Below are 25465 nucleotides of genomic sequence, written 5' to 3' on the forward strand. Positions count from 1 at the left end.
AATGTTCGGATTATCGGGATGAAATTCAGCGCCGACACGTTGGACTCCGTGCTGCACGAACGGGCCCGGCTGCACCCGGACCGGCCGGCCCTCGTCTCACCCGCCGGAGACGTCGTTACATACGACGAACTGCGCATTCTTGCCGAGCAGTTGACGTCACAGCTGCGCCGCATCGGCGTCACCGCCGGGGATCGGATCGTGGTCCAGCTCCCCAACCTTATGGAATTCACACTTCTGATCTTCGCGCTGGTGCGGATGCGGGCCATTCCGGTTCTGGCCCTCCCGGCACACCGGAAGAACGAAGTCAGCCACTTGTGCCGCATGACGGATGCCGTCGGTTACGTCATCCCGGACCGGCACATGGGTTTTGAATTCTCGGAACTCGCCGATTCCGTACGGGCAGAGAATCCGAATCTGCGTCACGTACTGATTGCCACCGGGGGGAACAGGCCGTGGCACAGCCTCGACGAAACATTTCTTCTACGGGACGGCACCCCTCTTTCCGAAGCCGCCGGGAATTGGCCGGACAATGCCTCCGAAGCACCCGGATCCTCGCGTCCCGACGGGGCGGAAACGGCCCTGCTCCTGCTGTCCGGCGGAACGACCGGACTGCCCAAACTGATCGCCAGGACCCATCGGGACTACGCGTACAACATCCGGCACAGCGCGGCGGTGTGCGGGCTCGACCAGGACAGCGTGTACCTGACGGCCCTGCCGGCCGCTCATAATTTCGCCCTCGGCTGCCCCGGTGTGCTGGGCACCCTGGCGGCCGGCGGCAAGGTCGTCCTGGCCGAGGACGCCACACCCGCCAGGACCTTCCCCCTGATCGAGCGCGAACGGGTGACGGTCACCGCGCTCACCCCTCCTCTGCTGAAGCTCTGGCTGGACGAGGCGGCCTGGACCGAGCACGACCTGTCGAGCCTCGCCCTGCTGCAGGTGGGAGGCGCCCGGCTGAGCCGGGCGGACGCCGAACGGGTCGGGCCCGAACTGGGCTGCCGGCTCCAGCAGGTGTTCGGCATGGCCGAGGGACTGCTCTGCTTCACCCGGGCCGACGACCCGGAGGACATCGTGCTCTCCACCCAGGGCCGTCCGCTCTCCGGGGACGACGAGCTGCGTGTGGTGGACGGCGACGAGCGCGAGGTCGCCCCCGGCGAGGTGGGGCACCTGCTGGTGCGCGGCCCCTACACGGTGCGCGGCTACTACCGGGCGCCCGAGTACGACGCCATCGCCTTCACCTCCGACGGTTTCTACCGGACCGGCGACCTCGTCCGGATCACCCCGACCGGCCACGTGATCGTCGAGGGCCGGATCAAGGACGTCATCAACCGCGGCGGCGAGAAGGTTCCGGCCACGGAGGTGGAGAGCCATCTGGCCGAGCACACCCGGGTGGCCGAGGTCGCGGTCGTCGGGATGCCGGATCCGCTGCTCGGTGAACGCACGTGTACGTATGTGGTACCGCGGGCCGAACCACCCACGCTGAGGGAGCTGAACGGCTTCCTGCGCGAGCGGGGACTGGCCGCGCACAAGCTGCCCGACCGGCTGGAGATCGTGGCCACGCTGCCGCGTACCGGCGCGGGCAAGGTGGACAAGCGTGAGCTCGCCGAAGACGTCGCCGCGCGGCTGTGCGCGGAACGCGACGCGCGCCGGCGTACGGCAGCGAGCCTGTAGAGCAGTGAGGGAGAAGCCATGACGTCGCGTCCGTGTTACCGGGAGACCGAAGCCGACGCACCGCACGACCCGCTGCTCACCGTGGCGAACCTCGCCGCGGCCCATCGCGGCGAGACCCACTTCGTGTACGAGCGCGGTGAGACCTGGACCTTCTGCGCCGGAGCGCTGGCGGAGCTCACCGTCGACGCTCACCATGTCCACTACGTCTGCGGGAGCGAACGGCGCAGTGTCGCCTGGCGCGACCAGCCGCTGCGGACCGTGGCCGAACTGCTAGGCACCCTGCCGACGCGTTCCTGGCGCGCCTACGGCTGGGCCGCCTTCGAGCTGGCCGCGCGGTTCGCACACCCGGCAGGCGAGGTCCTTCCGGCGGCGCGCACCCCCCACGACACGCGAGGCCCGCTGCTGAAGCTGGTCGTGCCGCGCGACGAGATCCGGATCACCGCCGGACGTGCGCTGCTGAACTGCGTGGACGAGGCCAGGTCGGCCGAGCTGACCGCCCTGCTCGGTGCCCTGCCGATGCGCTCCGAACCAGCCCGTGGAACGGTCGAGTCGGACCTCGCCGTCACGGGTGGCCAGTACCGCGAGCGGGTGAGCGAGGCCGTGGCCGAGATCGCCGCGGGGCTGCTGGACAAGGTCGTCCTGAGCCGGGTCGTACCGGTGCCCCACGAGATCGACCTGATCGACTCCTTCGTGCTGGGCCGCCGCCACAACACGCCCGCACGCTCGTTCCTGCTCCATATGGGCGGGTTGCGCGCGGCCGGCTTCAGCCCGGAGGTGGTGCTCTCGGTCTGCGCCGACGGACGGGTACGGACCCAGCCGCTGGCCGGGACCAGGGCGCTGACGCCGTCCGCCGTCGAGAACCGGCGACTGCGCGCCGAACTGCTCGGTGACGCCAAGGAGATCCACGAACACGAGATCTCGGTGACCGCCGCGCTGGAGGAGATGCGCACGGTCTGCGAGGCGGCCGGGGTCGGTGTCGACGAGTACATGGCCGTCAAGGAACGCGGCAGCGTGCAGCACCTGGCCTCCCAGGTCTCCGGCCGGCTCGCACCCGGTCGCGACCGCTGGGACGCCTTCGCCGCCCTGTTCCCGGCGATCACCGCGTCCGGGGTGCCCAAGTCCGCCGCCATGGAGGCGATCCGACGGCACGAGCAGGAGGCGCGCGGGATGTACGGGGGTGCGGTGCTGACCCTCGGCAGCGACGGTTCGCTCGATGCCGGCCTGGTGCTCCGCGCGGTCTTCGCGCAGGCCGGACGCGTATGGCTGCGGGCCGGGGCGGGGGTCGTACGGGACTCGGTGCCGGCACGTGAGTTGGAGGAGACCTGCGAGAAGCTGCGCAGCGTCGCGGCCTATCTGGTCCCGGCGCGAGCCCTCGCGGAGGTGCCGTGACCCGCGGCCGGCCGCGCGTTCCGGCCCGCCACCCCGAGATCGAGCGGAGGCCGCACACCGAGGTCGGCACCGTCCGGCGCGAAGTCCTCAGGTAGGCGCGGTCACTTGGGGTGGGGAGCCGGTCCAGCGGCGGGATCAGGCACATGCACCGGACTCCCCCGCCAAGAGTTCGACTGTGACACAGGCCACTCGTGACCCTTGACATGGATCAGACACCACTGCACTCTTCCACCATTCGGTTGGTGTCTACCGAGTAGCGGAATCGACCTCGTCGCCAATACCCCGGAGTACCCGCATGGGACGCCGCATCAGATCCCGCACAGCCGCCAGGGGAACAGGCTCCGGAACGTGCGGCCTGCCGCATCCCGAGTCTGCCCGCGAACTCGGCGCGCACACGGCGATGTCGGGGCCGGCCACCGGCGACGAGGTCGTGGCGGCCGCCGGCCCCGGGTGCCGGCTGCGGGTCGCGACGCCCCTCGCCCGCCTGGGCAAGGACATGCCCCTCGCCCACACCGTGCGGGCACTCGACGCCGCCTTCCGCGCGGCGCCCCCATAAGGCGGTCGCTCGGACCGGCGCCCGTCCGCCACTGCACCGTCGTCACGCACACCGTCGTCACGCACACGGTCGTCGCGCACACCGTCGTCATGCACACCGCCCCACAGCCCGCCACGGTGCCGGCCCGTGGCACGGCCCCCTCCTCTCCGGCGCCGCAGGAAAGGGTGCTAGATGATCCTCGCCAACTACCAGCAGAACTACAGTCCGGTGGGGCATTCGCTCGGGCTGTCGTCCATCGTCGCGATCCTTCCGCTGCTCGTCCTGTTCGTGCTGCTCGGCGCGGTGCGGATGAAGGCGTGGCTCGCCTCGCTGATCTCCCTCGTCGTCGCCGTGGTGCTCGCGGTCGCCGTGTACTCGATGCCGCTCGCCGACGCGCTCAACAGCGGGCTGCTGGGAGCCGCGTTCGGTTTCTTCCCGATCATGTGGATCGTCATCAACGCGATCTGGGTCTACAACCTCACCGTCGAAACCGGTCACTTCGACGTCCTGCGCAGGTCGTTCGCGTCCATCAGCGACGACCAGCGGGTGCAAGCGATCATCATCGCCTTCTCCTTCGGTGCACTCATGGAGGCGCTGGCCGGCTTCGGCACGCCCGTCGCGATCAGTTCGGTCATGCTGATCGCCCTGGGCTTCAAGCCGCTCAAGGCGGCCACCGTCGCCCTGGTCGCCAACACCGCGCCCGTGGCGTTCGGCGCGATAGCCGTGCCGATCACCACACTGGCGGGCGTCACCGGCCTGCCCGTGGAGGATCTCGGCGCGATGGTCGGCCGGCAGACGCCGATCCTGGCGCTGTTCGTGCCGCTGGCCCTGGTGTTCATCGTGGACGGCCGAAGAGGGCTGCGGCAGGCGTGGCCGCCGGCGGTGGTGTGCGGTGTGTCCTTCGGGGTCTTCCAGTACCTGTCCTCGAACTTCTGGTCCGTGCAGCTCGCCGACATCATCGCCGCGCTCGCCTCCGCGCTGGCGGTCCTGGCATTCACCCGGGTGTGGCACGCCGAGGAGACGTACCAGGAGAACAACGAGAACAACAAGGACGCCGAGGACGACGGCCTCGACGGCGACCTCGGCGACGCCGACGACGGCTCCCGCCGGTCACGGACCCCCGGCCAACCGGCCTCCGCCGGCGGCGAGTTCGTGGACACCCGGGTGGTGGCCCGGGCCCGCGCGGACGCCGACCGCGACACGCGCGACTCGCCTCTGGACGTCTTCAAGGCGTACGCGCCCTACCTGGCCGTCATCGTGGTCTTCGTGCTGGCCACACGGGTACCGGCGATCACCGGAAAGGCTCCGGCCAAGGTCGGCGCGACGGGTACCGGCCTGGAGTCGGTGACGCATATCGTCAACTGGCCGGGGCTGCATGTCCTCAGACCGAACGGTGACCCGGTCGCCACCACCTTCAAACTCAACTACCTCTCGGCGGCCGGGAGTCTGCTGCTGATAGCCGGCCTGATCAGCGTGGTCCTGCTCCAGGTCGCCCCGCGCCGTGCACTGCGCGCCTACGGACGCACCCTCGACCAGCTGAAGTTCGCGGTGCTCACCGTCATGCTGGTGATAGGGCTCGGCTACATCATGAACGAGTCCGGGCAGACCACCACGCTGGGTCTGTGGGTGGCCGGTGCCGGCGGGGCCTTCGCCTTCCTCTCCCCGATCCTCGGCTGGCTGGGCGTCGCCGTCACCGGATCCGACACCTCCTCCAACTCCCTGTTCGGCGCCCTCCAGATCACCGCCGCCCACCAGGCGGGCCTGTCGCCCACCCTCATGGCCGCGGCCAACTCCTCCGGTGGAGTGCTCGGCAAGATGATCTCCCCGCAGAACCTCGCCATCGCCGCGGCCGCGGTCGGTTTCGAGGGCCGCGAGGGGATCCTCTTCCGCCGGGTCATCGTGTGGAGCGTGGTCTTCATGCTCTTCATGTGCGTACTGGTCTACCTGCAGAGCACCCCCGTGCTCGACTGGATGGTCGTGCGCACGTCGGCAACCACCCCCTGACATCTGCGCGGCCCGGCTCCGTCAATCCACAAGGAGCCGGCTCCGTAACTCCACAGGAGAGCCAGCCTCGTTCAGTCGGTCGACGCAGCAAGTCGCCGTCGGTTGCGCAGTGTTTGTCGGCGTACCACGCGATGATCGCCCTGAACCCCGGGCAGTCAGCGGTGCGTTCCGCCGCGCCCGACCTGGGCGATCACCCGGTCGGGCGCCTTCCGGCGCTGCCTCGGCCGTCGGCGGCCAGGGCGGTGAACAGGGCGTCGAGGGCGGCGGGGTAGGCGCGTTCGGAAGGGGCTGCGAAGCCGATCAGCAGCCCCTGCGGACGGTCGGCGGGGTCGTGGTGGAGTTCGGTGAGGCCACGCAGGGCGACACCGTGACGGGCGCACCTGGCCAGGAGTCGGTCCTCGCCGGGGCCGTCGGCGGGGAGGGTGACGAGGGTATGGAGGCCGGCGGGTACTCCGTGGGCGGTGAGGCCGGGTCGGGCGGTCAGGCGGTCGAGGAGGAGTTCGCGGCGCCGGCGGTAGCGCAGGCGGGCGGCGCGGATGTGGCGGTCGTAGGCGTGCGTGGTGATCAGGTCGGCGAGGACGAGCTGGCCCAGCGTCTCGGTGTACAGGTCGGCTTGCTGTCTGGCCCGCGTCACCGGCCGCACCAGAGGCGACGGCAGGACCATCCAGGCCAGTCGGAGGGCGGGGCCGAGGGTCTTGGACGCGGTACCGCAGTAGACGACATGGTCGGGTGCCATGCCCTGGAGGGCGCCGACGGGTTGGCGGTCGTAGCGGTACTCGCCGTCGTAGTCGTCCTCGACGATCAGGCCGCCTGTGGAGCGCGCCCAGGCGCACAGTGTCCGGCGGCGGCCCGGATGCAGCGGAACGCCGGTCGGGTACTGGTGCGAGGGGGTGAGGAACACCGCGCCTGTGCGCTGTGTCAGCGCTTCCACGCGGGCGCCGTGGGCGTCGACGGGCAGGGCGACGGTGTTCAGTCCGGCACGCCGGACGACATCGCGGAAGACGTTGTGACCGGGGTCCTCCACGGCCGCGGTGCGGATGCCGCTCGTGGCCAGTACCCCGCTGAGCAGGCCGAGTCCCTGGTAGTAGCCGGAGGTGATCACGATTCGGTCCGGGTCCGTGATCACGCCGCGCGTGCGGCCCAGGTAGTCGGCGAGGGCGACGCGCAGTTCGATCCGGCCCTGCGGGTCTCCGCTGCCGAAGACCTCGGGGCGGGCGTGTGTGAGCACACGGCGGGTGGAGGCGAGCCAGGCCCGGGTCGGGAAGGCGCTGACGTCGGGGCGCCCGGGGCGAAGGTCGTGGCGGGGAGTGGCGGGAGCGGGTGCGGGGCCCGCGGGGGCCTGGGCGCGTTGTGCCGCGTCGGCCACTTTGGTGCCCGAACCCGGGCGCGTGGTGAGGTAACCCTCCTCGACGAGTTGGCCGTAGGCGGCGCTGACGGTGCCCCGCGAGAGTCCGAGTTCCTGGGCCAGCCCGCGGGTGGACGGCAGGAGCGTCCCGGTGGGCAGACGTCCCTGTCGGATCGCCGTCCGCAGCGCGGACTCCAGGCCGGCGCGCCGTCCGCCCGCGGTATCGAGAGCGATGTGCAGGTCGAGTCGGGAACTGGACCAGGAATTCGGCATGGAACTGGATCTTATTCCTGGTCCGGTGTCCCTCTACGTTCGATACCGAAGGCCCGGACGAAGGGGGTCGTGGGCGTGAAACGGGTTGCCGCGAACGGACCCGGCGCACCGACCGCTGCGGTCCGGCACCGGTTCACCAGGGCCGGGCGCGCTGGGCGCGTCTGGCACACCTGGCACACGGGCCAGGGCTGCCCGGCCGTCCTCGGCCACATCCTGCACACCGCGACGAAAGGACCCCAGCGGTGATCGTGATCGCTCACCTCAGCGACATCCACATCGACGACGGGCACCGCAGCTCCGCGCGCACCCGGGCTGTCATGGACTACCTCGAAGACCTCCCCTACGACCTGGACGCGGTCCTGGTCACCGGAGACATCGCCGACCACGCGCTGCCCGCCGAGTACGAGCAGGCACGCCGGCTACTGGCCTCCCGGCACCCGGTCCTGGTCTGCCCCGGCAACCACGACGACCGTGCGGCATTCCGGCAGTCCCTGCTGGGGCAGCCGCCGTCGACGGCACCGGTCAACCAGGTGCTACGCACCGACGACTTCGTCATCGCCCTGTGCGACTCCTCGGTGCCCGGCAAGAACGAGGGCTTCCTCGAGGACGAGACCCTGGCGTGGCTGGAGGACGTCCTGGCGCAGGCCCCGGCCGGGGTGCCGGTGCTCGTCGGCTTCCACCACCCGCCGGCCGTGCTGCATCAACCCTTCGTCGACGGCATCCGCCAGTTCGGCGTGGAACGACTCGCCGACCTGACGGCCCGTCACCCCAACCTCACCGCCTTCCTGTGCGGACACGCCCACACCTCGGCGGCGACCACCTTCGCCGGACGGCCCCTGCTGGTGGCACCCGGAGTGGTCTCCACGCTCCGGTTCCCCTGGGAGCATCACGCACACCCCGAGGACTACGTCCACCTCGACCAGCAGCCCGCGCTCGCCTTCCACGTCCTGGACGACGAGGGCCGGCTGACCACCCATTTCCGCTGCGTCACCACCTGATCACGCGGCCACGGCAGAACGCAGGGGCCCACGTCGTCACGGTCCTCCTCACCGGAAGCCGGCAGGAGCAGTCGGTGAGTTGCTCCCGGCGTCGGCCCCTCGGCGTTCACCAGCCGACCAGGTCCATGGACTTTCGAGCGAGCCAGTCCATGAACGACACGGGCCGGCCGGCCAGGTTCAGGGGAAGGATCCGGTCGCAGGTGGCACGGCCGTCGAACCACAGGGAGCCCTGGTGCGGACCCGTGACAACGAGCAGGGTCGAGAAACCACAGCCGTTCTCCTGGATGAACACGGCGCCAGAGGTCTTGCGCTCCTGGAACACCTCGCACTCGGCGTCCCACTGCTTCCACGCCGCCCGGTAGGCGTCGTGGTCCGGGAAGTCCTCCGCCAACGGCTCGCGTGCGTCCAGCTCGTCCTCATCAGCACGGTAGGAGTCGGGATGCGGGAAGGCAGTGGTGAGCAGGCCGTAGTTGGTGCTCGTATCCCCATGCCAGCCCCAGCCCGCCGTGGATCGGCACAGGCGGTTCACCGCACCGCCGGCGCTCTGCCGGAGCAGGTAATCCCGGTACTGGTGCGGGAACACGATGCCCAGCTCCGCCTCCGCTTCGAGGATCTCCGCTTCGGACAGCGGCGGCGCCGGACAGGCGTCTCGCCCCGAGGGCGGACAGCCGCATTCGTCAAAGCGCCGCCCCCGGGCCACGCGTTGGGCTTCCGCTGTCCAGTCGGTCGTCATACGGGGGAGGGTAGACGCGAGTGCCGCGGGGAGGACGGCGTTGTCGCCCCGGGCACGGCGCCGCCCCCAGCCCACAGCTCTGGACGCGGCATGTGCGACCCAACCGGCCGGCCCCTGCAAGCCCTGCCTGGAGCGACCGCGCTTCGGTCGGCAGCGTTTCGACACTCCGAAGACACCCGACGCCGATGGCCTCCTGTTCCAGTACGGGCCCCACTCCTTCGGCGGTCGTTCGTGACCTCAGTCCGATGCAGATCAGCATCTGTCGAGAGCAGGTGTGACGGCTGCTCGAACAGCGTCCTGTCGAGCGAGGGAAGACTGGATCGCGTGCCTGGCCCACGGGAATTGCGGGCCCGGGGGCACGGTCGGTCCGGGGGCGCTCCGTCCGGGTACGTCTGTCCGGTGCATCCGTCCGGGGTGTGAGCGGTGTCCGGTATGGCGGCTGTTGGCAGGTCGCGCAGGTGGGGGCGCGTGGCGCTGTTACGGTCGGCCGGTCCTCTCTCTTCCGGTCCTGTCGGGGGCCGCAGACCTCGCGGCGGTTTCAGGAGGCGGCGTATGCGGGTGGGACTGCATGCTCTGGGTATCGCGAACGGTGCTCGCCCGGAGATCGTCCGGGCGGTGGCACGGGCAGCCGAGGCCCACGGGTTCAGCAGGTTGTGGGCGGGCGAGCATGTCGTGCTGGTCGACGCCCCGGTCTCGCGTTACCCGTACTCCGACGACGGCCGGATCGCCGTACCGGCCGACGCCGACTGGCTCGATCCGCTGCTCGCGCTGAGTTTCGCGGCGGGTGTGACGGATGAGATCGGGCTCGCCACGGGAGTGCTGCTGCTTCCTGAGCACAATCCGGTGGTGGTGGCCAAGCAGGTGGCGACCCTGGACGTCCTTTCGGCGGGGCGGTTCACGCTCGGGGTCGGAATCGGCTGGTCTGCCGACGAGTTCGCCGCGCTCGGTGTTCCGTTCGCACGACGTGGGCGGCGGACCGAGGAGTACCTCGCCGCGATGCGTACGTTGTGGCGGGAGGACGTGGCCACGTTCGAGGGGCACTTCACACACTTCCGGAACGCGCGCGTCAACCCCAAGCCGGTGCGCGACCGCTCGATCCCCGTCGTGATGGGCGGCAACGGTGACGAGGCGCTGCGCCGGGCCGCGACGGTCGCGGACGGATGGTACGGCTTCAACCTCCCGGCCGCGGAGGCGGTGGAGCGTGTCTCCGTGCTGGCCGGGCTCTGCGCGGAGCACGACCGCCCGATGGAGGAGCTCACCGTGGCGGTCGCGCTGACCGACGCGTCCCCGGAGATGCTGCCGGAGCTGGCCAGGGCGGGGGTGACCGAACTGGTCGTCGTCGACGCACCGCCCGCGACGCCGGACGAGGCCGGTGACTGGGTCGCCGCCCTCGCCGGCCGATGGCTGGCGCCCGCTGGTTCCTGAGCGACCGTCTCCGGCCGGTCCCTGGCAGAGCCGCACCCAGGAACCGGCCGATGTGGACGGGCTCGCGTGCACAGGCCGGCGTGGACGGGCTCGCATGGACGGGCTCGCATGGACGGGCTCGCATGGACGGACTGCTTTCGCGGTCCGGCCCTGCGATCAGCGGCCGGCCTGCAACGCGCTCCAGGTCGCGGGACCGACCTGGCCGTCTACGCCCAGGGCGCGACTGCTCTGGTAGTCCCGGACGGCCTGGTCGGTGCCGGGTCCGAACTCGCCGTCCGCGGAGACGGTGCGTCCCAGGGCGGCGGTGAGAGCCCTCTGCAGGCGCTCGACGTCGGAGCCCGTGCTGCCCTGGCGGAGCCCCGGCGTGCTGCCGGCCGAGAGCAGCGCGGTCCAGGTGCGGGCGCCCACCACTCCGTCGGCGCCGAGTCCGCGGTCCCGCTGGAAGGCGGTCACGGCGGCGGTGGTCTTCGAGCCGAAGCTGCCGTCCACGGTGCCCGCGTCGAACCCCTGCTGGTTGAGGAGCGACTGCGCGGCCGACACCTGGGGGCCGGTGGAACCGGAGCGCAGGGTGTCGTACGACGGGAAGGACAGCTGGACACCGCCGCCCCCGGTGCTGCCGCCCACCAGCTGCATGTAGTAGGTCCAGTTCCAGTTCGGCCCCGGGTCCGTGTGGTCGTTGCCGGGTACCTCGGAGTGGCCGACGATGTGGGCGCGGTCCTTGGGGATTCCGTAGCGGTCGCAGAGATACGCCGTCAACGCCGCGGAGGAGCGGTACATCGCGTCGGTGAACCAGCTCGGATTGTCGATGTACCCCTCGTGCTCGATGCCGATGCCGGACGCGTTGCCCGAACGGGCGTGCCAGGCGGTGTCCTTGTCGCGCACCATCTGGGTGATCTGGCCGTCGGAGGAGCGCACCACGTAGTGGGCGCTGACCTCGGCCGACGGGTTCTGGAACCAGCTGATCGTCCCCGCGTACGAGCCCTGGGTGACGTGGATGACGACCTTGCTGATCGACGCCGTGCGGCCGACGGCGTAGTTGGCGGGGTCGGCCGGGACCCAGAGGGCGGACGGGTAGTCCGGGCTCTGGGCCACCGGTGCCGCGGCGGCCTCGTAGCGGCCGCGTTCGGGTGCGACCGGGCGGGCGGGGACGGTCAGCCTCTCGCCGTCCCGGGTGCGGGCCGTGACGCCCTCGGCCAGGAAGGTGTAGACGGTGTCGGCGTAGAGCCGCGCGCTGGAGGGATCGGCAGCGCCCCCGTACTGGGCGATCAGGGGGTACCAGGCGTCGGTGTCGCGCCGCTGGGCCCGGCCGAGTCCGGCGTCGTCGGCGTAGGCGCGCAGGAGGGCCGCGCCACCGCGGATGTTCGCCGCGGTGTCCGTGCGCAGCTCGCGTGGCGTCTCACCGGTGAGCCGGGCCGCCAGTTCCAGGGTGTGCCGGTCGGGGTTGCTCACCAGGTGCATCACCCCGTAGCCGCCTGCCTGGCTGAGCTGACCGGCGTGGTCGTCGAGGTGGGTCTCGGCGTATCCGAGGGCGACCAGGATGTCGCGCGGCACTCCGTACTCGGCCGCCGCGCCGCTGAAGGCGTGGCTGACGGGGCCCGGGGCCGGGGAGCCCGCGGAGCGGGGCGCTGCTGCGGCGGGCTGCACGGTGGCGACCAGTACGGCGAGGAGGCCGAGACCGGACAGGGCCGCGCGCCCCAGGGGAACGCGGGGCAGGTGAGCTGTGCGGGGCATGTGGGGGGATCTGCGGAACATCGGTGTGGCCTCCGGGGTGCTGGACGGTGACGTCGTGCCTCGGTCGCGAGGTGGCCGGCCCGGGACGGGGAGCCGGGCCGGGCCGAGCCGCGCCGCGCCGGCACGAGTTGGAGCGCCCCGGCGGGGACGAGTCGGGGGACCCTCCGGTACGGGCGGCGGAGCTTCTCGCCGGCCCGGAGGGCTGCCCGTGCCGGCGGTCGGTCAGACGGTGCCGTTCTCCCACCACCAGGCGCGGCCGAGGTCCGCGCGGCTGTCGACGTGCTGGTGGTCGGCGGTGTACGTCTCCAGACCGGAGAACCCGCAGGTCTCCGCCTTCTGGTAGACCGTGCGGTTGCTGACCCCGGGGACATTCAGGTCGGCCGCGGTGCCGTACAGGTGCATGCTGTCGCTGGCCCCGCCGATCTCGGCGTTGTGCGCGATGCTGCGGAAGCCGGAGTTGACGGTGATGGCGGTGTTGCCGAGCTTCTTGCGCAGGGCCTCCAGCTTGTACATGGCCCGGCGGACGTTCTCCTTGACGGCTGTCGCGCTCACCTTGCCACCGTCGAAGTTGCCACTGGAACGGTCGGTGAACTCACTCCAGTTGAAGTGGACCGTCGAACCGTCGGACTGCTCGAGGGCGTTGAGCTGCGCCTGAGTGGCGGGTCCGGCACTGCCGTCGGCCGACAGGCCGTAGGCCGCCTGGAACCGGCGGACGGCGGCGGCCGTACCGGGCCCGAAGTCGCCGTCTATGCTCACCCGCGACTGGGAGGCGGAGTCCGCGGCCCAGCCGGCGACGCGGATCTGGAGCTCCGTCACATCCGCGCCGGTCGCACCCTGGTTCATGGTGCGCGTCCAGTTGTAGGCATGCGCGGTGCCCGTCAGGAGCAGGGGGCCGGCGAAGGCGCCCACGGTCGCGGCGAGGGTTCCGCGCAGGATCGCGCGGCGGTTCAAAGAAGCGGTCACGGTGACTCCCTGGGGATGTGGGCGGGCGCTCGGGCGAGGGGGGTGTCAGTAGGCGAGCTGGAACGGCACGACCTGGGCGTCGGTGTCGTAGGCGTGCACGCGCAGCTTGAAGTGGGTGCCGTCCTTGACGTCGGTGGCGACGGTCGCCCACTGGGGGCCGAACGTCGAGTAGGTGTTGTCGTGGTTGCACAGCGAGGTGTGGTCGACGAAGACGACGCAGGCGTCCAGGTAGCCGGTGGCCGAGCTGCTGAGCTTGATGTTGATGTCGGAGCACCGCGAACTGGTCGTGTAGGTGCCGAACTCCACCGCGGCGGTCGAGTAGTGGTACGTGTGCGACGTGGCGCCGTCGTAGCAGGAGGTGGCGGCAGCCGTGGTGGACTGTGCGAGGGCCGGTGCGGTGGCGCCGCCGGTGAGGAGCGCGGTCGCGGCCGCGAGGACAGCCGCCGTTCGCCGGGTGCGGGTCATCTGAACTCTCCGATCGTTGGAGTGGGCAGAGCGGTGGCCCTGGCCGTGGTCCGGTGGATCCCGCTGGGTTCAGAAGGCGATCTGGACGTGCGCGGTGGCACCTTCCAGGTCGACGCCGAGGGGAACGGTGAACTCGCTGCCGTCCTTGACGTCGGTCGCGATGGTCTTCCAGCTCCAGCCGATGGTGGTCCAGTAGTTGCACCGGCCGTAACGGGTGAACTTCACGCACGCGTTCACCGAGCCGGCGTCTCCGCCGATGATGCGGACGTTGATGTCGGCGCAGCGGGACGATGCCGTGTAGGGCCCGAATTCGAGGGAGTCGCCGGTGTTCACGGTGACGGCGCCGCCGTAGCAACTGGTGGCGGCCGCCGAGGCCGTGGACACCGGTGCGGGAGCCGCCGACGCGGTGGTGGGTGGCGTGACGGCGAGGGCGAGGGGGAGGGCGACGAGCAGGGCCGCCGCGGCCCGGTGGGCGAGGATCTTCACCATCGACTTCCTTCTCCGTGCGGGAGCATGCGGAAGGTGCGGGGTTCGCGGGCCGAGTCGCCGTAGTGCCGTAGTGCCGTAAGTGGTCCCTGGAAACGGGGATGCCACGGGGATCGCTGTGACGGCGCGAGTTCATGCTCCGTGGAACGCCCCCGCCTGTCATGCTCATTTGAACTGAGTGAAATGTCGCAGGCGGAAGGGGTGTTGGCCGTGCTTCGCATCCATTTCTCGGCCGAGGATCTGGCCAGGACGAGGGTCGCCTCCGCTCCGCACCCGCTGTGGGAGATCGCCGCCAGCCTTCACCGTTTCCAGACCCCCGCCGGCCGCTGGGCATACGCGCACTGGTACCGCACGGCGCGTGAGCGGCTCCGGGAGGCGGGGCTCGAGGGCGTGGTGCGACAGGTCCTGCTGCCTCTCTTCCCGCGCGCGTCGTACTGGCCCGACTTCCTGACACCGCTGGAGGGGGCGGACGGGCTGGAAGCCGGGCTGGAGGCGATCCTCGCCACGCCCCCGGACCGGGTGGCGGCGGAACTCGCCGCCCTCACGCGGGTCAGCCGGGTGCCGGCCCGGCTCGGCCGGCTGCCGGGGAGGGAGGCCCGCGGCGAACTGGTCGGCATTCTGCGCGCCTACCACCGGACCGTCATCGAACCCCATGAGGAGTGGGTGCACGAGAGCGTGCACACCGAACGGATGCGACTGGCCCGGCATCTGCTCGACGGCGGCGCCGAGGGCCTCCTCGAAGGGCTCGGCCCGGCGATGCGCTGGCGACACCCGCGCCTGGAGATCGACACGTACCCGACGGAACACGACATCCGGCTGAGGGGCCGCGGGCTGCTGCTCATACCGTCGTACTTCTGCTGGAAGGGGCCGGTCTCCCTCGCCGATCCAGGATTACCCCCCGTCCTCGTCTACTCGCTCCACCACAAGGTGCCCACCGGGCCGGCCCGGACCGCCGCGGAGGCCGCCGGCTCACCGTCTCTGGAGGCCCTGCTGGGCCGGGCCCGAGCCGCCGTCCTGCGCGCCACGGCGGCCGGGGCGACCACCACCGAAGCCGCCCGCCGGGCCGGAGTCACCCCGGCGACCGCCACCCATCACACCGCGGCGCTGCGCGACGCCGGCCTGATCACCAGCCACCGCCATGCCAACACGGTCGTCCACACGCTGACGCTGCTGGGGGCGACGATGCTGAGCAGGAACCTGAGGGGCGCCCCGCCGGGGATCGAATAGAGCCCAGCCGGGGATCGGACAGAGGAGCCGCATGGAAAGCGGCCGGATCCGCCGCGGCCCCGGGGTCAGACGGCGGGGCGGCGCGAGACGTCGGTCGGTTCCCAGTCGCGATTCCAGAAGGCTTCGAGCCCCTGCTCGTCGATGAACCGCCGTTCCACCTCGTGGATGGGGTAAATCCCCTGAATGTTGATCACGTCGTGCCCTTCGTCTCCCGGAACGCCGACGTCGATTCCCAGGTGGTCGTCCCTGTCGAGGACGATCGGCGCGAAAACACAGAAAGCGGTCATCTCCGATGCGGGCGTGATGCGTTCGCCGAAGTCGATGGTGTTGCCGTAAGCGAACGGGACGGTGCCGCGGAGCTGTTCGGCGAGGTAGCCCACGGCGTGGGCCCAGATCACGTCGGCCGAGTTCACGCTGATGCAGAGTTCCGGCGAGCCGTGCCGCCAGTCCGGGTGCTCCGCCAGGGACAGGCCGTAGGTGAGCGTCGTGGAGAGTCCGTCCGGCAGGTCGTCGTACACGATCTCCGTCACACCGTTCAGGCCCTGTTTCGTCGACTCGACCGGGAAGAAGCGGGGTTCCCTTCCCCTGGACAGCCGGTCAAGGTGGGCGAGGTACTTCTCTATGCGACTGACCATGCCGTCAGCCTGCACGATCACTCACCCGTGGACGCCGCCGGGGTCCCTCCGGGGCCCTCCTCGACGGGTCCGTGGGAAACAGGTCTGTAACAGGCCCCCACAGAAATCGAGCCAGATGCCGGGCGGCGTACGGCCGTGCACGGAGCCGGGCCGGCGCCGCCGGCGGGGACCACCGGGGACCGGCGTCGTCACCGGCCGGACCAGCGCCTCGGGCCCTGCGCGCGGCCCCTGCCGGCGGACCGGGGACGAGCGTGACCGTCCGCCCCGCCGGGCGGCCTGTGCGGGGTGCGCCGGTTCATCGTCCCCACAACGGCGATACCGTGTGCGGCAGTCGATCGTCTGTTCTGCGATCACTGACCCACTAGGGGGTTCCATGAAACACCGACGCCCGCGCGAACGTCGCAGAGCCATCGCCAAAGCGGCAGGTACGGCGAGTGCGGTCGCTGTCGCGCTGGCCGCGGGGATGACGCCGGCGATGGCCGCCGGGACGACACAGGGCAAGCCCACGGCCACCGAGGGCTCGCCCACTCCGAAGGCGCCCTGGGCGCCCGAGAACGACGAGCTGACCGGCAGGCGCAACGCCGCCCACGCCGCGACCGCCGCGCCCAACAGCCTGCGCTCGTCGTCCCCGCTCAAGCTCACCATGCCCGCGCCGACCGGGCGCTCCAGCGTGGGCATGGTCGGCCTGCACCTCGTCGACAAGTCCCGTACGGACCCGTACGTGTCCGGCAAGAAGTCCCGCGAGCTGATGGTCTCGCTCTGGTACCCGACCGCCGCGCCGTCCGGGCACTACCAGGCGCCGTGGATGCCGTCGCTCTCGGGCGCCCACTTCCTCGCCACGCGCGGCCTGTCGCCGCAGCAGGTGACCCTGCCGACGACGGCGGGCCACGTGCTCGCCCCGGTGGACACCAAGCTCGGCAAGCTGCCCGTCCTGCTGTACTCGACCGGGCTGCACTCCGACCGCGCGATGGGCACCGTGCTCGCCCAGGACCTCGCCAGCCGCGGCTACCTCGTCGTCACCGTGGACCACACCCACGACGCCAACGAGGTGCAGTTCCCGGGCAACCGGGTCGAGGTGAACACGATGCCGGCGGGCTCGCACTCCTCGGACACGCTGAACGTGCGCGCGGCCGACATGCGGTTCGTCATCGACCAGCTCGGCACGCTCAGCAAGGGCGGCAACCCGGACGCCGGTCACGCCACGCTCCCCACCGGTCTGACGAAGTCCGTGGACATGTCCCGGATCGGCATGTTCGGCTGGTCGCTGGGCGGCGCCGCGGTCGACACCGCCATGCAGCTCGACCACCGCATCGCCGCCGGGGCCAACCTGGACGGGCAGTTCTTCGGCTCGGCGCCCAGCAAGAACCTGGACCGCCCCTTCATGCTGTTCAGCTCCGGCACCCACAACCGCAACACCGACGGCTCGTGGCGCACCCTGTGGTCACACCTCAAGGGCTACCGGGTCGACATCCAGCTGCACGGCGCGGCGCACCTGTCGTTCAGCGACAACGAGTGGATGGTGGCGCAGGAGGCCAACCTGCTCGGGCTCTCCAAGAGCCAGCTCCAGCAGCAGTACGGGACGATCGACCCGAACCGCGCGATCGAGATCCAGCGCGTCTACCTCGCCGCCTTCTTCGACCAGACGCTGCGCAAGCAGCACAGCACCCTGCTCGACGGGCCCTCCAAGAAGTACTCGGAGATCTCCTTCGTCCGCTGACCGGGCGTTCGAAGGGCGGGCCCCGTCTCGCGGGGCCGCCCTTCGATGTGGCCGGAAAACGCACCTCGCCCGGACAACGCCGGTACGAAAGTGTGATGGACATGTGATCGGATGCGACTAAAGTGTTCGTTCGCCCTATCGAACGTTTTTGCGCTAGGCGACCTTCGAGAGAGGAACCGCTGTCCTGCCCACCGAGTCCCGGGCGCCGCGCCGACACCGCATTCGCCGCCGCGCCGACATGCCGCTGCTCGGCGGTGTACGCCCGCCGATCGCCTCGCTCATCCTGCTGCTGCTCCTGGTCGCCGCCCTGACCGTCGTCGGCCTCGGCGGCATCCATGCCGAGCACGTGCCGCAGGCCGTGCGGACTTCGGAACAGCGGATCGCCGCGGACACCGCGCTGTCGGTGCGCACCACGATCGACGCCGAGGCCGGCGCGGTCCGCCGTACGGCCGCCGCCTACACCGCGACGAGCACATCGACCCCCGCGAGCACCCTCAAGGCGCTGACCGCCGCGAGCAAGGCGGACCGCGGCGCCGTGCTGCTCGACGCGCACACCGGCCGACTGCTGGCGTCCGGTGGCGGGCCGGTGACGCTGGCCGGCGTGAAGGCCGCCGAAATGACGTCCGGACACGGTCCGATCCCGCCCCGGCTGGTGACCTCGGCCGGCGCGCGGCAGCTGCTGTACTTCGCCAGGGTCACGCTGCCCGCGCAGAAGGTGGACGCCAACCAGGACCAGAACCAGGTCCCGAGCGGGACCGAGCGGCAGTGGCTGCTGGCGGTCTCCGAGGCGCTCCCCGCCGTCACCACCTACGGTGACGGGCGCACGGCCGTGGTACTGGACGCGAGCGGCAAGGCCCTCGTCACCGCGTCCCACGGCACGCCGTCACCCGACGCGGCCGGCGGCGCTCTGCCCATGGCGACGGCCCGCGCGGTGAGCGCGTCGGGGCAGGGCACCGACGCCTCCGGAAACCTGCTGGGCGCCGCCACGGGCGCTCGGCGCACCGTGGCCGGCTGGGCCCAGGTCGCCTCGGCGACCGGTCCGGGCGACACCGACGGCCTCGGCCTGGTGGTGCTCACCTCCCGCGCGGTGCCCACCACGACCGCGGACGCCGCCGACTACTGGAGCTTCGCGCTCGCGGCCGCCGCGGCCCTGGTCGTGGTCGTGCTGCTGCTCTGGTCGGCGCTGCACTTCCTCGTGCAGCGTCCGCTGCTGCGGCTGTACCTGTCCGCCGGCCGGCTGGCCAGGGGCGCGAGCGAGAGCGGCCCGGCCGCGGCGGCGGAGCTCGCCCGGCCCGTGCCCGTGCACGGCTTCGGGGAACTCGCCCGGATCGGAAGGCTGCTGGAGTCGCTGCGCCGGCAGTTGCTGGGCGAGAGCGGCCCGCAGGAGTTCCCGGCCCGCCGCGGACCGGGCTACCGGGCGCTGGCCGCGCTCGGCGTGCTGCTGGTGGCCTGCTGGGCGGTCCCGATGATCTTCATGCTGAACCGGGCGGACACCGCGACCGCGGTGCCCGCTCCGGTCCTCGCCGACCAGCAGACGCGCGCCGAACTCGCGGCGAACCGCGTCCGGCAGTCGCTCGACCAGTCGTACGCCGACCTGAGCGACGTGGCCGGAAACCTGCCGGGCCGGAGCCGGGACGCGCAGACCGAGCTCCTGCGGCACACCCTCGCCGAGCACAAGCAGTACCGCTCGCTGTATCTCCTGGACCGCTCCGGTGCCATCACGCTGCGGGTCGGGGACACGCCGCTGCGGACCCTCGTCCACGTGCCCGGCGGCGGTGGGGTCACCACCGTCAACACCTCGGGCCGCATCCCGGCCATCGCCTCCTACACCCAGGTCCGCGCGGTCAAGGGCGCGTCCCCGGCCGCCGGGGTGGTCCTGTTCGGCGAGATCGACGTGAAATCGCTCAACTCCATCCTGAACAGGCCCGATCTGGGCAGCGTCTGGGTGACGGACGCCGACTGCAAGGTGCTGGCGGCGAGCGTGGGCTACCGCGCCTTCCAGTCGCTGCCCGACGCCGGTCTGACCCGTCTCGCCCGCGCCGCCCAGAGCGCGCCGGGCACCGCGGGCACCGCGACCTCGACGGTGCTCTCCTCGTCGTCCGGTCCGTCGGTGGACGCCGCCGCGCCGCTGGCACAGAGCGGCCCGACGGCGCACCTCGGCTGGCGTGTGGTGACCGCGGAGCCCGCGGCGGCGCTCCGGCTCCCCGCGGTGCAGGCCCAGCAGCGCACCATGCTCGCCGGGATCCTGGCCCTCGCGTTCAGCACCGCCTGCCTGGGCTGGCTGCACGTCGTGGTGATCCGGCCGCTGCGCGCGGTCGCCGTGCTCGGCGAGAAGCTCGCGAGCGGGGACCGCCGTACCGTGCTGCACCCGGTCAACCACGACGAGGTCGGCTCGGTCACCCGCGGCCTGGAGCTGATGCGCCAGGCCCTCGCCGAACGCGGCCGGGCGGGCAGGTCCGGACAGACCGCCGATCCCGGCCGGTCGCGGCGCGAGAACACACTCCAGCGGTAGAAGGACGGATTCGGCGTGCTCTTCCTCTATGTCATTGTCCTGCTGTGCTGCGCCGCACTGTGGGTCGCCGGAATCCTGGAGCAGAAGCGGCACTTCGCTTCGCTGGACCAGATACCGACGCGGGTGCTGGTCAACGGCATCCGCGGCAAGAGCTCGATCACCAGGCTGTGCGCGGGCGCGCTGCGCGGCGGCGGCCTGGTCACGGTGGGCAAGACCACCGGCACCGCGGCCAGGTTCATCCATCCGGACGCCACCGAGGAGCCGGTGTACCGCAAGTTCGGACTGGCCAACGTCGTCGAGCAGATCGGCATCGTGCGCCGGGCGGCGACCTACCGTCCGGACGCGCTGGTGATCGAGTGCATGGCGGTGATGCCCGCGCTGCAGGAGATCAACCAGGAGAAACTGATCCGCTCCACCATCGGCGTCCTGTGCAACGTCCGCGAGGACCACCTGGAGGAGATGGGGCCGACGCTGGACGACGTGGCCCGCTCGCTCTCCCGCTCGATGCCGGTCGGCGGGGTGTGTGTGACGGCGGAGAAGGACCGTCTGCACATCCTCCAGAAGGAGGCCGACAAGCGGAACTGCCGTCTGATCGCGGTCGATCCGGAGTCGGTGAGCGACGCCGAACTGCGCGGCTTCAGCTGGTTCACCTTCAAGGAGAACGTGGCGATCGCGCTCGCCGTCGCCGAACTGCTCGGTGTGGAGCGGCAGACCGCGCTGCAGGGCATGTGGGACGCGCCGCCCGACCCGGGCGTGCTGTCGGTGGAGCGGTACGTCACCCCCGAGGGCAAGCGGCTGCGCTTCGCCAACGTCTTCGCGGCCAACGACCCCGAGTCGACGCTGATGAACGTCAAGCAGCTGGAGGACCTGGGCGCGATCAAGCGGCCGCTCAACGTGCTCATCAACTGCCGCCCGGACCGGGTGGAACGCAACGGTCAGATGGGCGCGATCATCCCCGACCTCGCCCCCGAGGGGGTCTTCCTGATCGGCCACCCGACCAAGAGCGCCCGCGACGCCATTCCGGCGGCCTTCACCGGGCGGGTGGTGGATCTCGGCGGCGACCGCCGGGACCCCGAGGAGCTGACCGAGGCGATCCTCGCGGAACTCGGCCCCACCTCCTCGCTGGTGGCGATCGGCAACATCCACGGCCAGGGCGAGCTGTTCCTGGAGTGCCTCGCCGAACTGCCGCTGGACGTCTCCGAGGAGGAACTCGTCGCCGTTCCCGCCGGGGACGGCCTGGACCAGGAGACGATGCAGATCGCGGTGCCCCGGCAGATGGCGGTGTCCCCGCCCCCCGCTCCCGAGCCCTACAGCTGGGTGGCGCCGCTGGAGACGCCGGCGAACGGCTTCCACGTCCCGGGACAGCGCGAGCTCGCCCGCCGGCTCGCCGCCCGCCACGACCGGCTCGACGGCCGGCGAACCGAAGACGACTACCAGTCGTACGATCCCCACCAGTCCCCGAGGAACCGTTAGTGATCCCCGCTCACCTCACCGCACAGACCGCCGCGCTCGGGATCGCCCTCGGGCTGGTCTTCTCGCTCGTCTGCTACCTGACCACCAACCTCTCGCCCGGAGGGATGATCACCCCCGGCTGGATCGCCCTCACGCTCGTCACCGACGTGCAGATGGCGGCGCTGATGGTCGGTGTCGCGGCGGTCACCTACTTCATGACGAAGCTGCTGCAGCGCACGGTGATCCTCTACGGCAAGCGGCTGTTCGCCGCCGTGGTGCTGTGCGCGGTACTCATACAGACCACCGTGATGCTCGCCCTCAACCACGAGTTCCCGCTGCTGTACACGTCGCAGACGCTCGGCTTCATCGTCCCCGGCCTGGTCTCCTACCAGATGGTCCGCCAGCCGCTGGGGGCCACGCTCATCTCGACCACCGCGGTGACGCTGGCCACGTACGTGGTGCTGGTCGTCGGGCTGCTGCTCGGCGCGCTGCCCGTCGCCTGATCCGCTCCCCGCCCTTCACCCCGCATCCTCAAGGAGTACCCGCCATGCATTCTGAACCCGTCGGCAGGCGCAACCGCCCCAATCGCCGTGCCGTGCTCGGGACGATCGCGGGCGTGGCGGTCGCCGGGGTGGCCGGCGGTTACGCCTGGAACCGCCACGAGCACGGCGGCGGCAGTGGCAGCGGCGGCGACGACCTCGGCGGCGGCGCGGGCACCGGGTCCGGGTCCGGGGCCCACACCTTCGAGCGGCTGTCCGAGCCCGGCCGTACCGTCGTCCGCGGCTCCGACGGCGACACTCTCGCGACCTTCACCGACGGCGCCCGTACCGCCGTGCTCGCCGGGCCCACCCGCAGCTTCAGCGAGCCGCGGACCACCACCGCCACGGTGACCACGAACGCGTGGGTGCGGGTGCTGCCGCACGCGTGGCAGGCGGGCATGGAGAAGTCCGCCTGGTTCAAGAGCTGGTTCGGCAAGGCGCTCGGCGACACCAAGCCGGACGTCTTCGCGGTGGCGTTCCAGTACAGCAGCGCCGGGGCGCCCGACAAGCGCGACGGATCGGGCGTGCGCTACGCGGGCACCGCGCACTTCGGACCGCGCAACCAGGAGGTCGACAACCCCCTGGACTTCGCCTACCACGACGAACAGTCCGACTTCTACGACTATCTGGGCACCCCCTGGACCTTCTCGGACGGCACGCGCGCGCAGCCGGAGCAGGCCCGCTACGGTGACGTCGACTGCTCCGGCTTCCAGCGCCTGGTGTGGGGCTACCGCATGGGTCTCCCCCTGCACAACACCAACACCAAGGGCGCCGGCATGCCGCGCCGTGCCTTCGCCATCGCCGACTACGGTCCCGGCCGTCTGGTGATCCCCCACACCAACCAGCAGCCCACCGAGCTGGGCGTCCTGCAGCCCGGGGACCTGGTCTTCTTCGCCATCATCAAGGACCGGCCGAACTTCATCGACCACTGCGGGATGTACCTGGGTCTCGACGACCAGGGCCGGCACCGCTTCTACTCCAGCCGCTCCGCCGCCAACGGGCCGACCATGGGCGACATGTCGGGCCGCTCGCTGCTGGACGGAACCGACTTCTACGCCCGCGGGTTCAGGGCTGCCCGCCGCCTGTGAACACGCCGCCTCACCCGTCCGCTGATCCGAGGACCACTGCCATGGCCGCCATCCCCGATTCCCAGTTCACCAGCACCCTCCAGATCCGACGGGTGGACGACCGTCCCTCCGGCCGGCCTGAGGCCGTCCAGCGCTGGGAGCGCCCGGCGCTCGCCGCGGTGCTGGCCGTCGCCGCGGTGCTGTACTCCTGGGGCATCGGGACCGCCGCGCTCCACCCCTTCTACGGCGCGGCGATACGGTCGATGGCCGGCAGCTGGCGTGCCTTCTTCTACGGCGGGCTCGACACCGCCGGCTCGATCACCCTGGACAAGCTTCCCGGTGCCTTCTGGCCCGAGGCCGCCTCCGTCTGGCTCTTCGGCCCGCACACGTGGGCGGCCGTGCTGCCCCAGGTCGTCGAGGGCGTCCTCACCGTGTGGCTGCTGCACCGGATCGTACGGGTCTGGGCCGGGCCGTTCGCCGCGCTGATCGCCGCGCTGGCCCTCACCGTCACCCCGGTCACCGTGGCCCTCAACCGGGCCACCATCCCGGACACCGCGCTCACGCTGCTGCTGGTCGCGGCCGCCGGAGCGCTGCAGAAGGCGGTGCGCACCGAGCGGCTGCTGCCGCTGATCACCTGCGGGATCTGGGTCGGGCTCGCTTTCCAGGCGAAGATGCTGCAGGCGTGGCTGGTGCTGCCGGTCTTCGCCCTGGTGTACCAGATCGCCGCGCCCGGAACCCCGTTGAAGAGGTTCCTGCGGTCCCTGTCCGCCGGTGCGGTCGCCCTGGTGGTCTCCTGTTCCTGGGTGCTGATCGCCTGGGCGACACCGGCCGGCTCCCGCCCGTACCTCGACGGTACGTCCAACAACAGCCCGTTCACCCTGGTCTTCGGCTACAACGGCATGAGCCGCTTCAGCGGCGACGCCACCGCGTTCGGCGCCGTCGCGGGAACCGCCGCCAGCCGCACCTCCGGCAACACCGGCTGGACGATGCTGATCAACCACACGGTCGGTCCCCAGATCGCCTGGTTCCTGCCGCTCGCCGTGCTCGCCGCGGTGCTGGGCGTCCTGTGGCGCTCCGGGAAGCCGCGGACCGACCCGCTGCGCACGGGGTTCCTGCTGTGGGGCGGCTGGCTGGCCGTGCACACCCTGGTGTTCAGCTCCTCCAACGGCAACCACGCCTACTACACCGCCGTCATCGCCCCGGCACTCGCCGCGCTGGCCGGCGGCGGCCTCGCGGTCTTCCGTACGGAGTACGAGGCGTGCGGCCCGCGGCGCCTGGTGCTGCCGGCGTCGATCGCGCTGACGGTGGTGTGGGCGCTCGTGCTCGACTGGCCCACCCGCTTCGTCTCCTGGCTGCTGCCGGTCGCCGTGATGCTCGCGGTGTGCGGCGCGGTGGGTCTGTGGGTCAGCGGGCCCCGCACCTCCCCACGCAGGGTCCACAGCGCCCTCGCCGCCGGGATCGCGGCCACGCTGGTCCTCCCGGCCGGCTGGGCCTTCGCCTGCTTCGACCCGCTGTACGCGGGCGCCTCCACCTCGCCGCAGGCCGGTCCGGTCGGCCTCGCGTACGAGGCGGCCGTCCGGGACCACCACTCCATCGCCAGGGTGGGGCTCGACCGGCCGAGCACCCGTGACACCGCTCTGCTGCGTTACCTCACCGCGCACCGCCACGGCGAGAAGTACCTGCTGGCCACCCAGGCCGCCTACGCCGCCGAGCCCCTGCTGCGCGCGAAGTCCGAGCCCATGTTCGTCATGGGCGGCTTCACCGGTCTCACCCCCTACCCGTCGGCCCAGCAGATGGGCACCCTCGTCGCCACCCACCAGGTGCGCTACGCGCTGCTCACCACGCGGCGTCCCACCACCGCCGCCACCACCTGGGTGAAGTCCCACTGCACCCGCGTCCGTCCGGCCGCCTACGGCCGCCGCGCCGACGGCAGCCTCTCCCTGTACGACTGCGCTCCGAAGAAGTGAGGCCGGGGCCGTCCCGTGGTCGCCGATCGTGTCCCGGCGGCATGGGTGGAGGCCCCGCTCGTTCGCGCGGGCACAGCGCTGTGCCGAGGTGACACGCGCCGACCCCGTCGTCCACAGACGCCCCCTTTCCCGGGGGGCGTCCGGATGCCGGGGTCGCCCGCTTTTCCGGGAGGCGTCGTCAGGATGCCGGGGGCTCCGGCACTCCCCGGCCGTCCGGATGCCGGGGTCGCACCGCTCACACAGGCGGCGGGAAGCGCCGGGGTCCTGCGTGCGCGAAAGCGCCGGGCGGGTGACTCCCTCGGCCGCCTCTGAACAACTGCCTCCGCGATACAGG

General features: G+C 71.4%; 20 protein-coding genes. 13 read left to right on the forward strand and 7 right to left on the reverse strand.

Features of this window, described 5'->3' with window-relative positions:
- Positions 1-18 precede the first annotated feature (18 nt).
- From OIB37_RS05525 to OIB37_RS05540, 4 genes are all read left to right on the forward strand, one after another.
- Entirely contained in the window at positions 19-1668 is a 1650-nt protein-coding gene (locus OIB37_RS05525) for a (2,3-dihydroxybenzoyl)adenylate synthase (RefSeq protein ID WP_330456387.1), read from the forward strand.
- Between the two features lie 18 nt (positions 1669-1686).
- Positions 1687-3057, forward strand: a complete 1371-nt coding sequence (locus OIB37_RS05530; RefSeq protein ID WP_330456388.1) for a salicylate synthase — start codon at positions 1687-1689, stop codon at positions 3055-3057.
- 295 nt (positions 3058-3352) lie between these two features.
- Positions 3353-3613, forward strand: a complete 261-nt coding sequence (locus OIB37_RS05535; protein ID WP_330456389.1) for a hypothetical protein — start codon at positions 3353-3355, stop codon at positions 3611-3613.
- Positions 3614-3784: 171 nt separating this feature from the next.
- A complete protein-coding gene (locus tag OIB37_RS05540) occupies positions 3785-5596 on the forward strand; it encodes an L-lactate permease (RefSeq protein WP_330456390.1) in 1812 nt (603 codons plus the stop codon).
- Between the two features lie 190 nt (positions 5597-5786).
- Here the strand turns inward: OIB37_RS05540 and pdxR are convergent, their stop codons facing one another.
- Entirely contained in the window at positions 5787-7214 is a 1428-nt protein-coding gene (pdxR, locus tag OIB37_RS05545; RefSeq protein WP_330456391.1) for a MocR-like pyridoxine biosynthesis transcription factor PdxR, read from the reverse strand.
- A gap of 242 nt (positions 7215-7456) precedes the next feature.
- On the opposite strand from pdxR, the gene OIB37_RS05550 reads away from it, so the two are divergent.
- On the forward strand, positions 7457-8212 hold the full coding sequence (locus OIB37_RS05550; protein ID WP_330456392.1) for a metallophosphoesterase: 756 nt from the start codon (positions 7457-7459) through the stop codon (positions 8210-8212).
- 106 nt (positions 8213-8318) lie between these two features.
- Here the strand turns inward: OIB37_RS05550 and OIB37_RS05555 are convergent, their stop codons facing one another.
- The gene (locus OIB37_RS05555; RefSeq protein ID WP_330456393.1) at positions 8319-8945 is read right to left on the reverse strand and encodes an SMI1/KNR4 family protein; all 627 of its coding nucleotides are present in this window, start codon (positions 8943-8945) and stop codon (positions 8319-8321) included.
- Between the two features lie 552 nt (positions 8946-9497).
- Between OIB37_RS05555 and OIB37_RS05560 the strand changes: the two genes are divergently transcribed.
- Positions 9498-10370, forward strand: coding sequence for an LLM class F420-dependent oxidoreductase (locus OIB37_RS05560; protein WP_330456394.1), 873 nt, complete (start codon positions 9498-9500; stop codon positions 10368-10370).
- A gap of 156 nt (positions 10371-10526) precedes the next feature.
- Here OIB37_RS05560 and OIB37_RS05565 read toward each other — a convergent pair whose 3' ends face one another.
- From OIB37_RS05565 to OIB37_RS05580, 4 genes are all read right to left on the reverse strand, one after another.
- Positions 10527-12101 (reverse strand): N-acetylmuramoyl-L-alanine amidase, encoded by a 1575-nt coding sequence (locus OIB37_RS05565; protein ID WP_330456395.1) that lies wholly within the window; start codon positions 12099-12101, stop codon positions 10527-10529.
- 222 nt (positions 12102-12323) lie between these two features.
- Positions 12324-13064: a D-Ala-D-Ala carboxypeptidase family metallohydrolase gene (locus OIB37_RS05570; RefSeq protein ID WP_330456396.1), complete on the reverse strand. Its 741-nt coding sequence runs from the start codon at positions 13062-13064 to the stop codon at positions 12324-12326.
- Between the two features lie 45 nt (positions 13065-13109).
- On the reverse strand, positions 13110-13529 hold the full coding sequence (locus OIB37_RS05575) for a hypothetical protein (protein WP_330456397.1): 420 nt from the start codon (positions 13527-13529) through the stop codon (positions 13110-13112).
- Between the two features lie 69 nt (positions 13530-13598).
- Positions 13599-14018, reverse strand: coding sequence for a hypothetical protein (locus tag OIB37_RS05580; RefSeq protein ID WP_330456398.1), 420 nt, complete (start codon positions 14016-14018; stop codon positions 13599-13601).
- A gap of 207 nt (positions 14019-14225) precedes the next feature.
- Between OIB37_RS05580 and OIB37_RS05585 the strand changes: the two genes are divergently transcribed.
- Positions 14226-15242 carry a helix-turn-helix domain-containing protein gene (locus OIB37_RS05585; RefSeq protein WP_330456399.1) on the forward strand — a complete coding sequence of 339 codons (1017 nt, stop codon included), beginning with the start codon at positions 14226-14228 and terminating at the stop codon, positions 15240-15242.
- A 65-nt stretch (positions 15243-15307) separates the two neighbouring features.
- Here the strand turns inward: OIB37_RS05585 and OIB37_RS05590 are convergent, their stop codons facing one another.
- Positions 15308-15877, reverse strand: coding sequence for a suppressor of fused domain protein (locus tag OIB37_RS05590; protein WP_330456400.1), 570 nt, complete (start codon positions 15875-15877; stop codon positions 15308-15310).
- 373 nt (positions 15878-16250) lie between these two features.
- On the opposite strand from OIB37_RS05590, the gene OIB37_RS05595 reads away from it, so the two are divergent.
- The 6 genes from OIB37_RS05595 (at position 16251) to OIB37_RS05620 (ending at position 25131) form a co-directional block, all read left to right on the forward strand.
- On the forward strand, positions 16251-17594 hold the full coding sequence (locus OIB37_RS05595; protein WP_330456401.1) for an alpha/beta hydrolase family protein: 1344 nt from the start codon (positions 16251-16253) through the stop codon (positions 17592-17594).
- Between the two features lie 238 nt (positions 17595-17832).
- Positions 17833-20106 carry a cache and HAMP domain-containing protein gene (locus OIB37_RS05600; RefSeq protein ID WP_330456402.1) on the forward strand — a complete coding sequence of 758 codons (2274 nt, stop codon included), beginning with the start codon at positions 17833-17835 and terminating at the stop codon, positions 20104-20106.
- Positions 20107-20121: 15 nt separating this feature from the next.
- Complete coding sequence (gene pgsB / locus OIB37_RS05605) at positions 20122-21579, forward strand: poly-gamma-glutamate synthase PgsB (protein ID WP_330456403.1); 1458 nt, start codon at positions 20122-20124, stop codon at positions 21577-21579.
- Positions 21579-22061, forward strand: coding sequence for a poly-gamma-glutamate biosynthesis protein PgsC/CapC (locus tag OIB37_RS05610; protein ID WP_330456404.1), 483 nt, complete (start codon positions 21579-21581; stop codon positions 22059-22061). Before pgsB ends, OIB37_RS05610 begins: the two co-directional genes overlap by 1 nt.
- 44 nt (positions 22062-22105) lie before the next feature.
- Positions 22106-23185, forward strand: coding sequence for an NlpC/P60 family protein (locus OIB37_RS05615; protein WP_330456405.1), 1080 nt, complete (start codon positions 22106-22108; stop codon positions 23183-23185).
- A 41-nt stretch (positions 23186-23226) separates the two neighbouring features.
- Positions 23227-25131, forward strand: a complete 1905-nt coding sequence (locus OIB37_RS05620) for an ArnT family glycosyltransferase (protein WP_330456406.1) — start codon at positions 23227-23229, stop codon at positions 25129-25131.
- The last annotated feature ends 334 nt before the right edge of the window (positions 25132-25465 follow it).

Source organism: Streptomyces sp. NBC_00820, from assembly GCF_036347055.1.
In the GTDB taxonomy this organism is placed as follows: Bacteria; Actinomycetota; Actinomycetes; order Streptomycetales; family Streptomycetaceae; genus Streptomyces.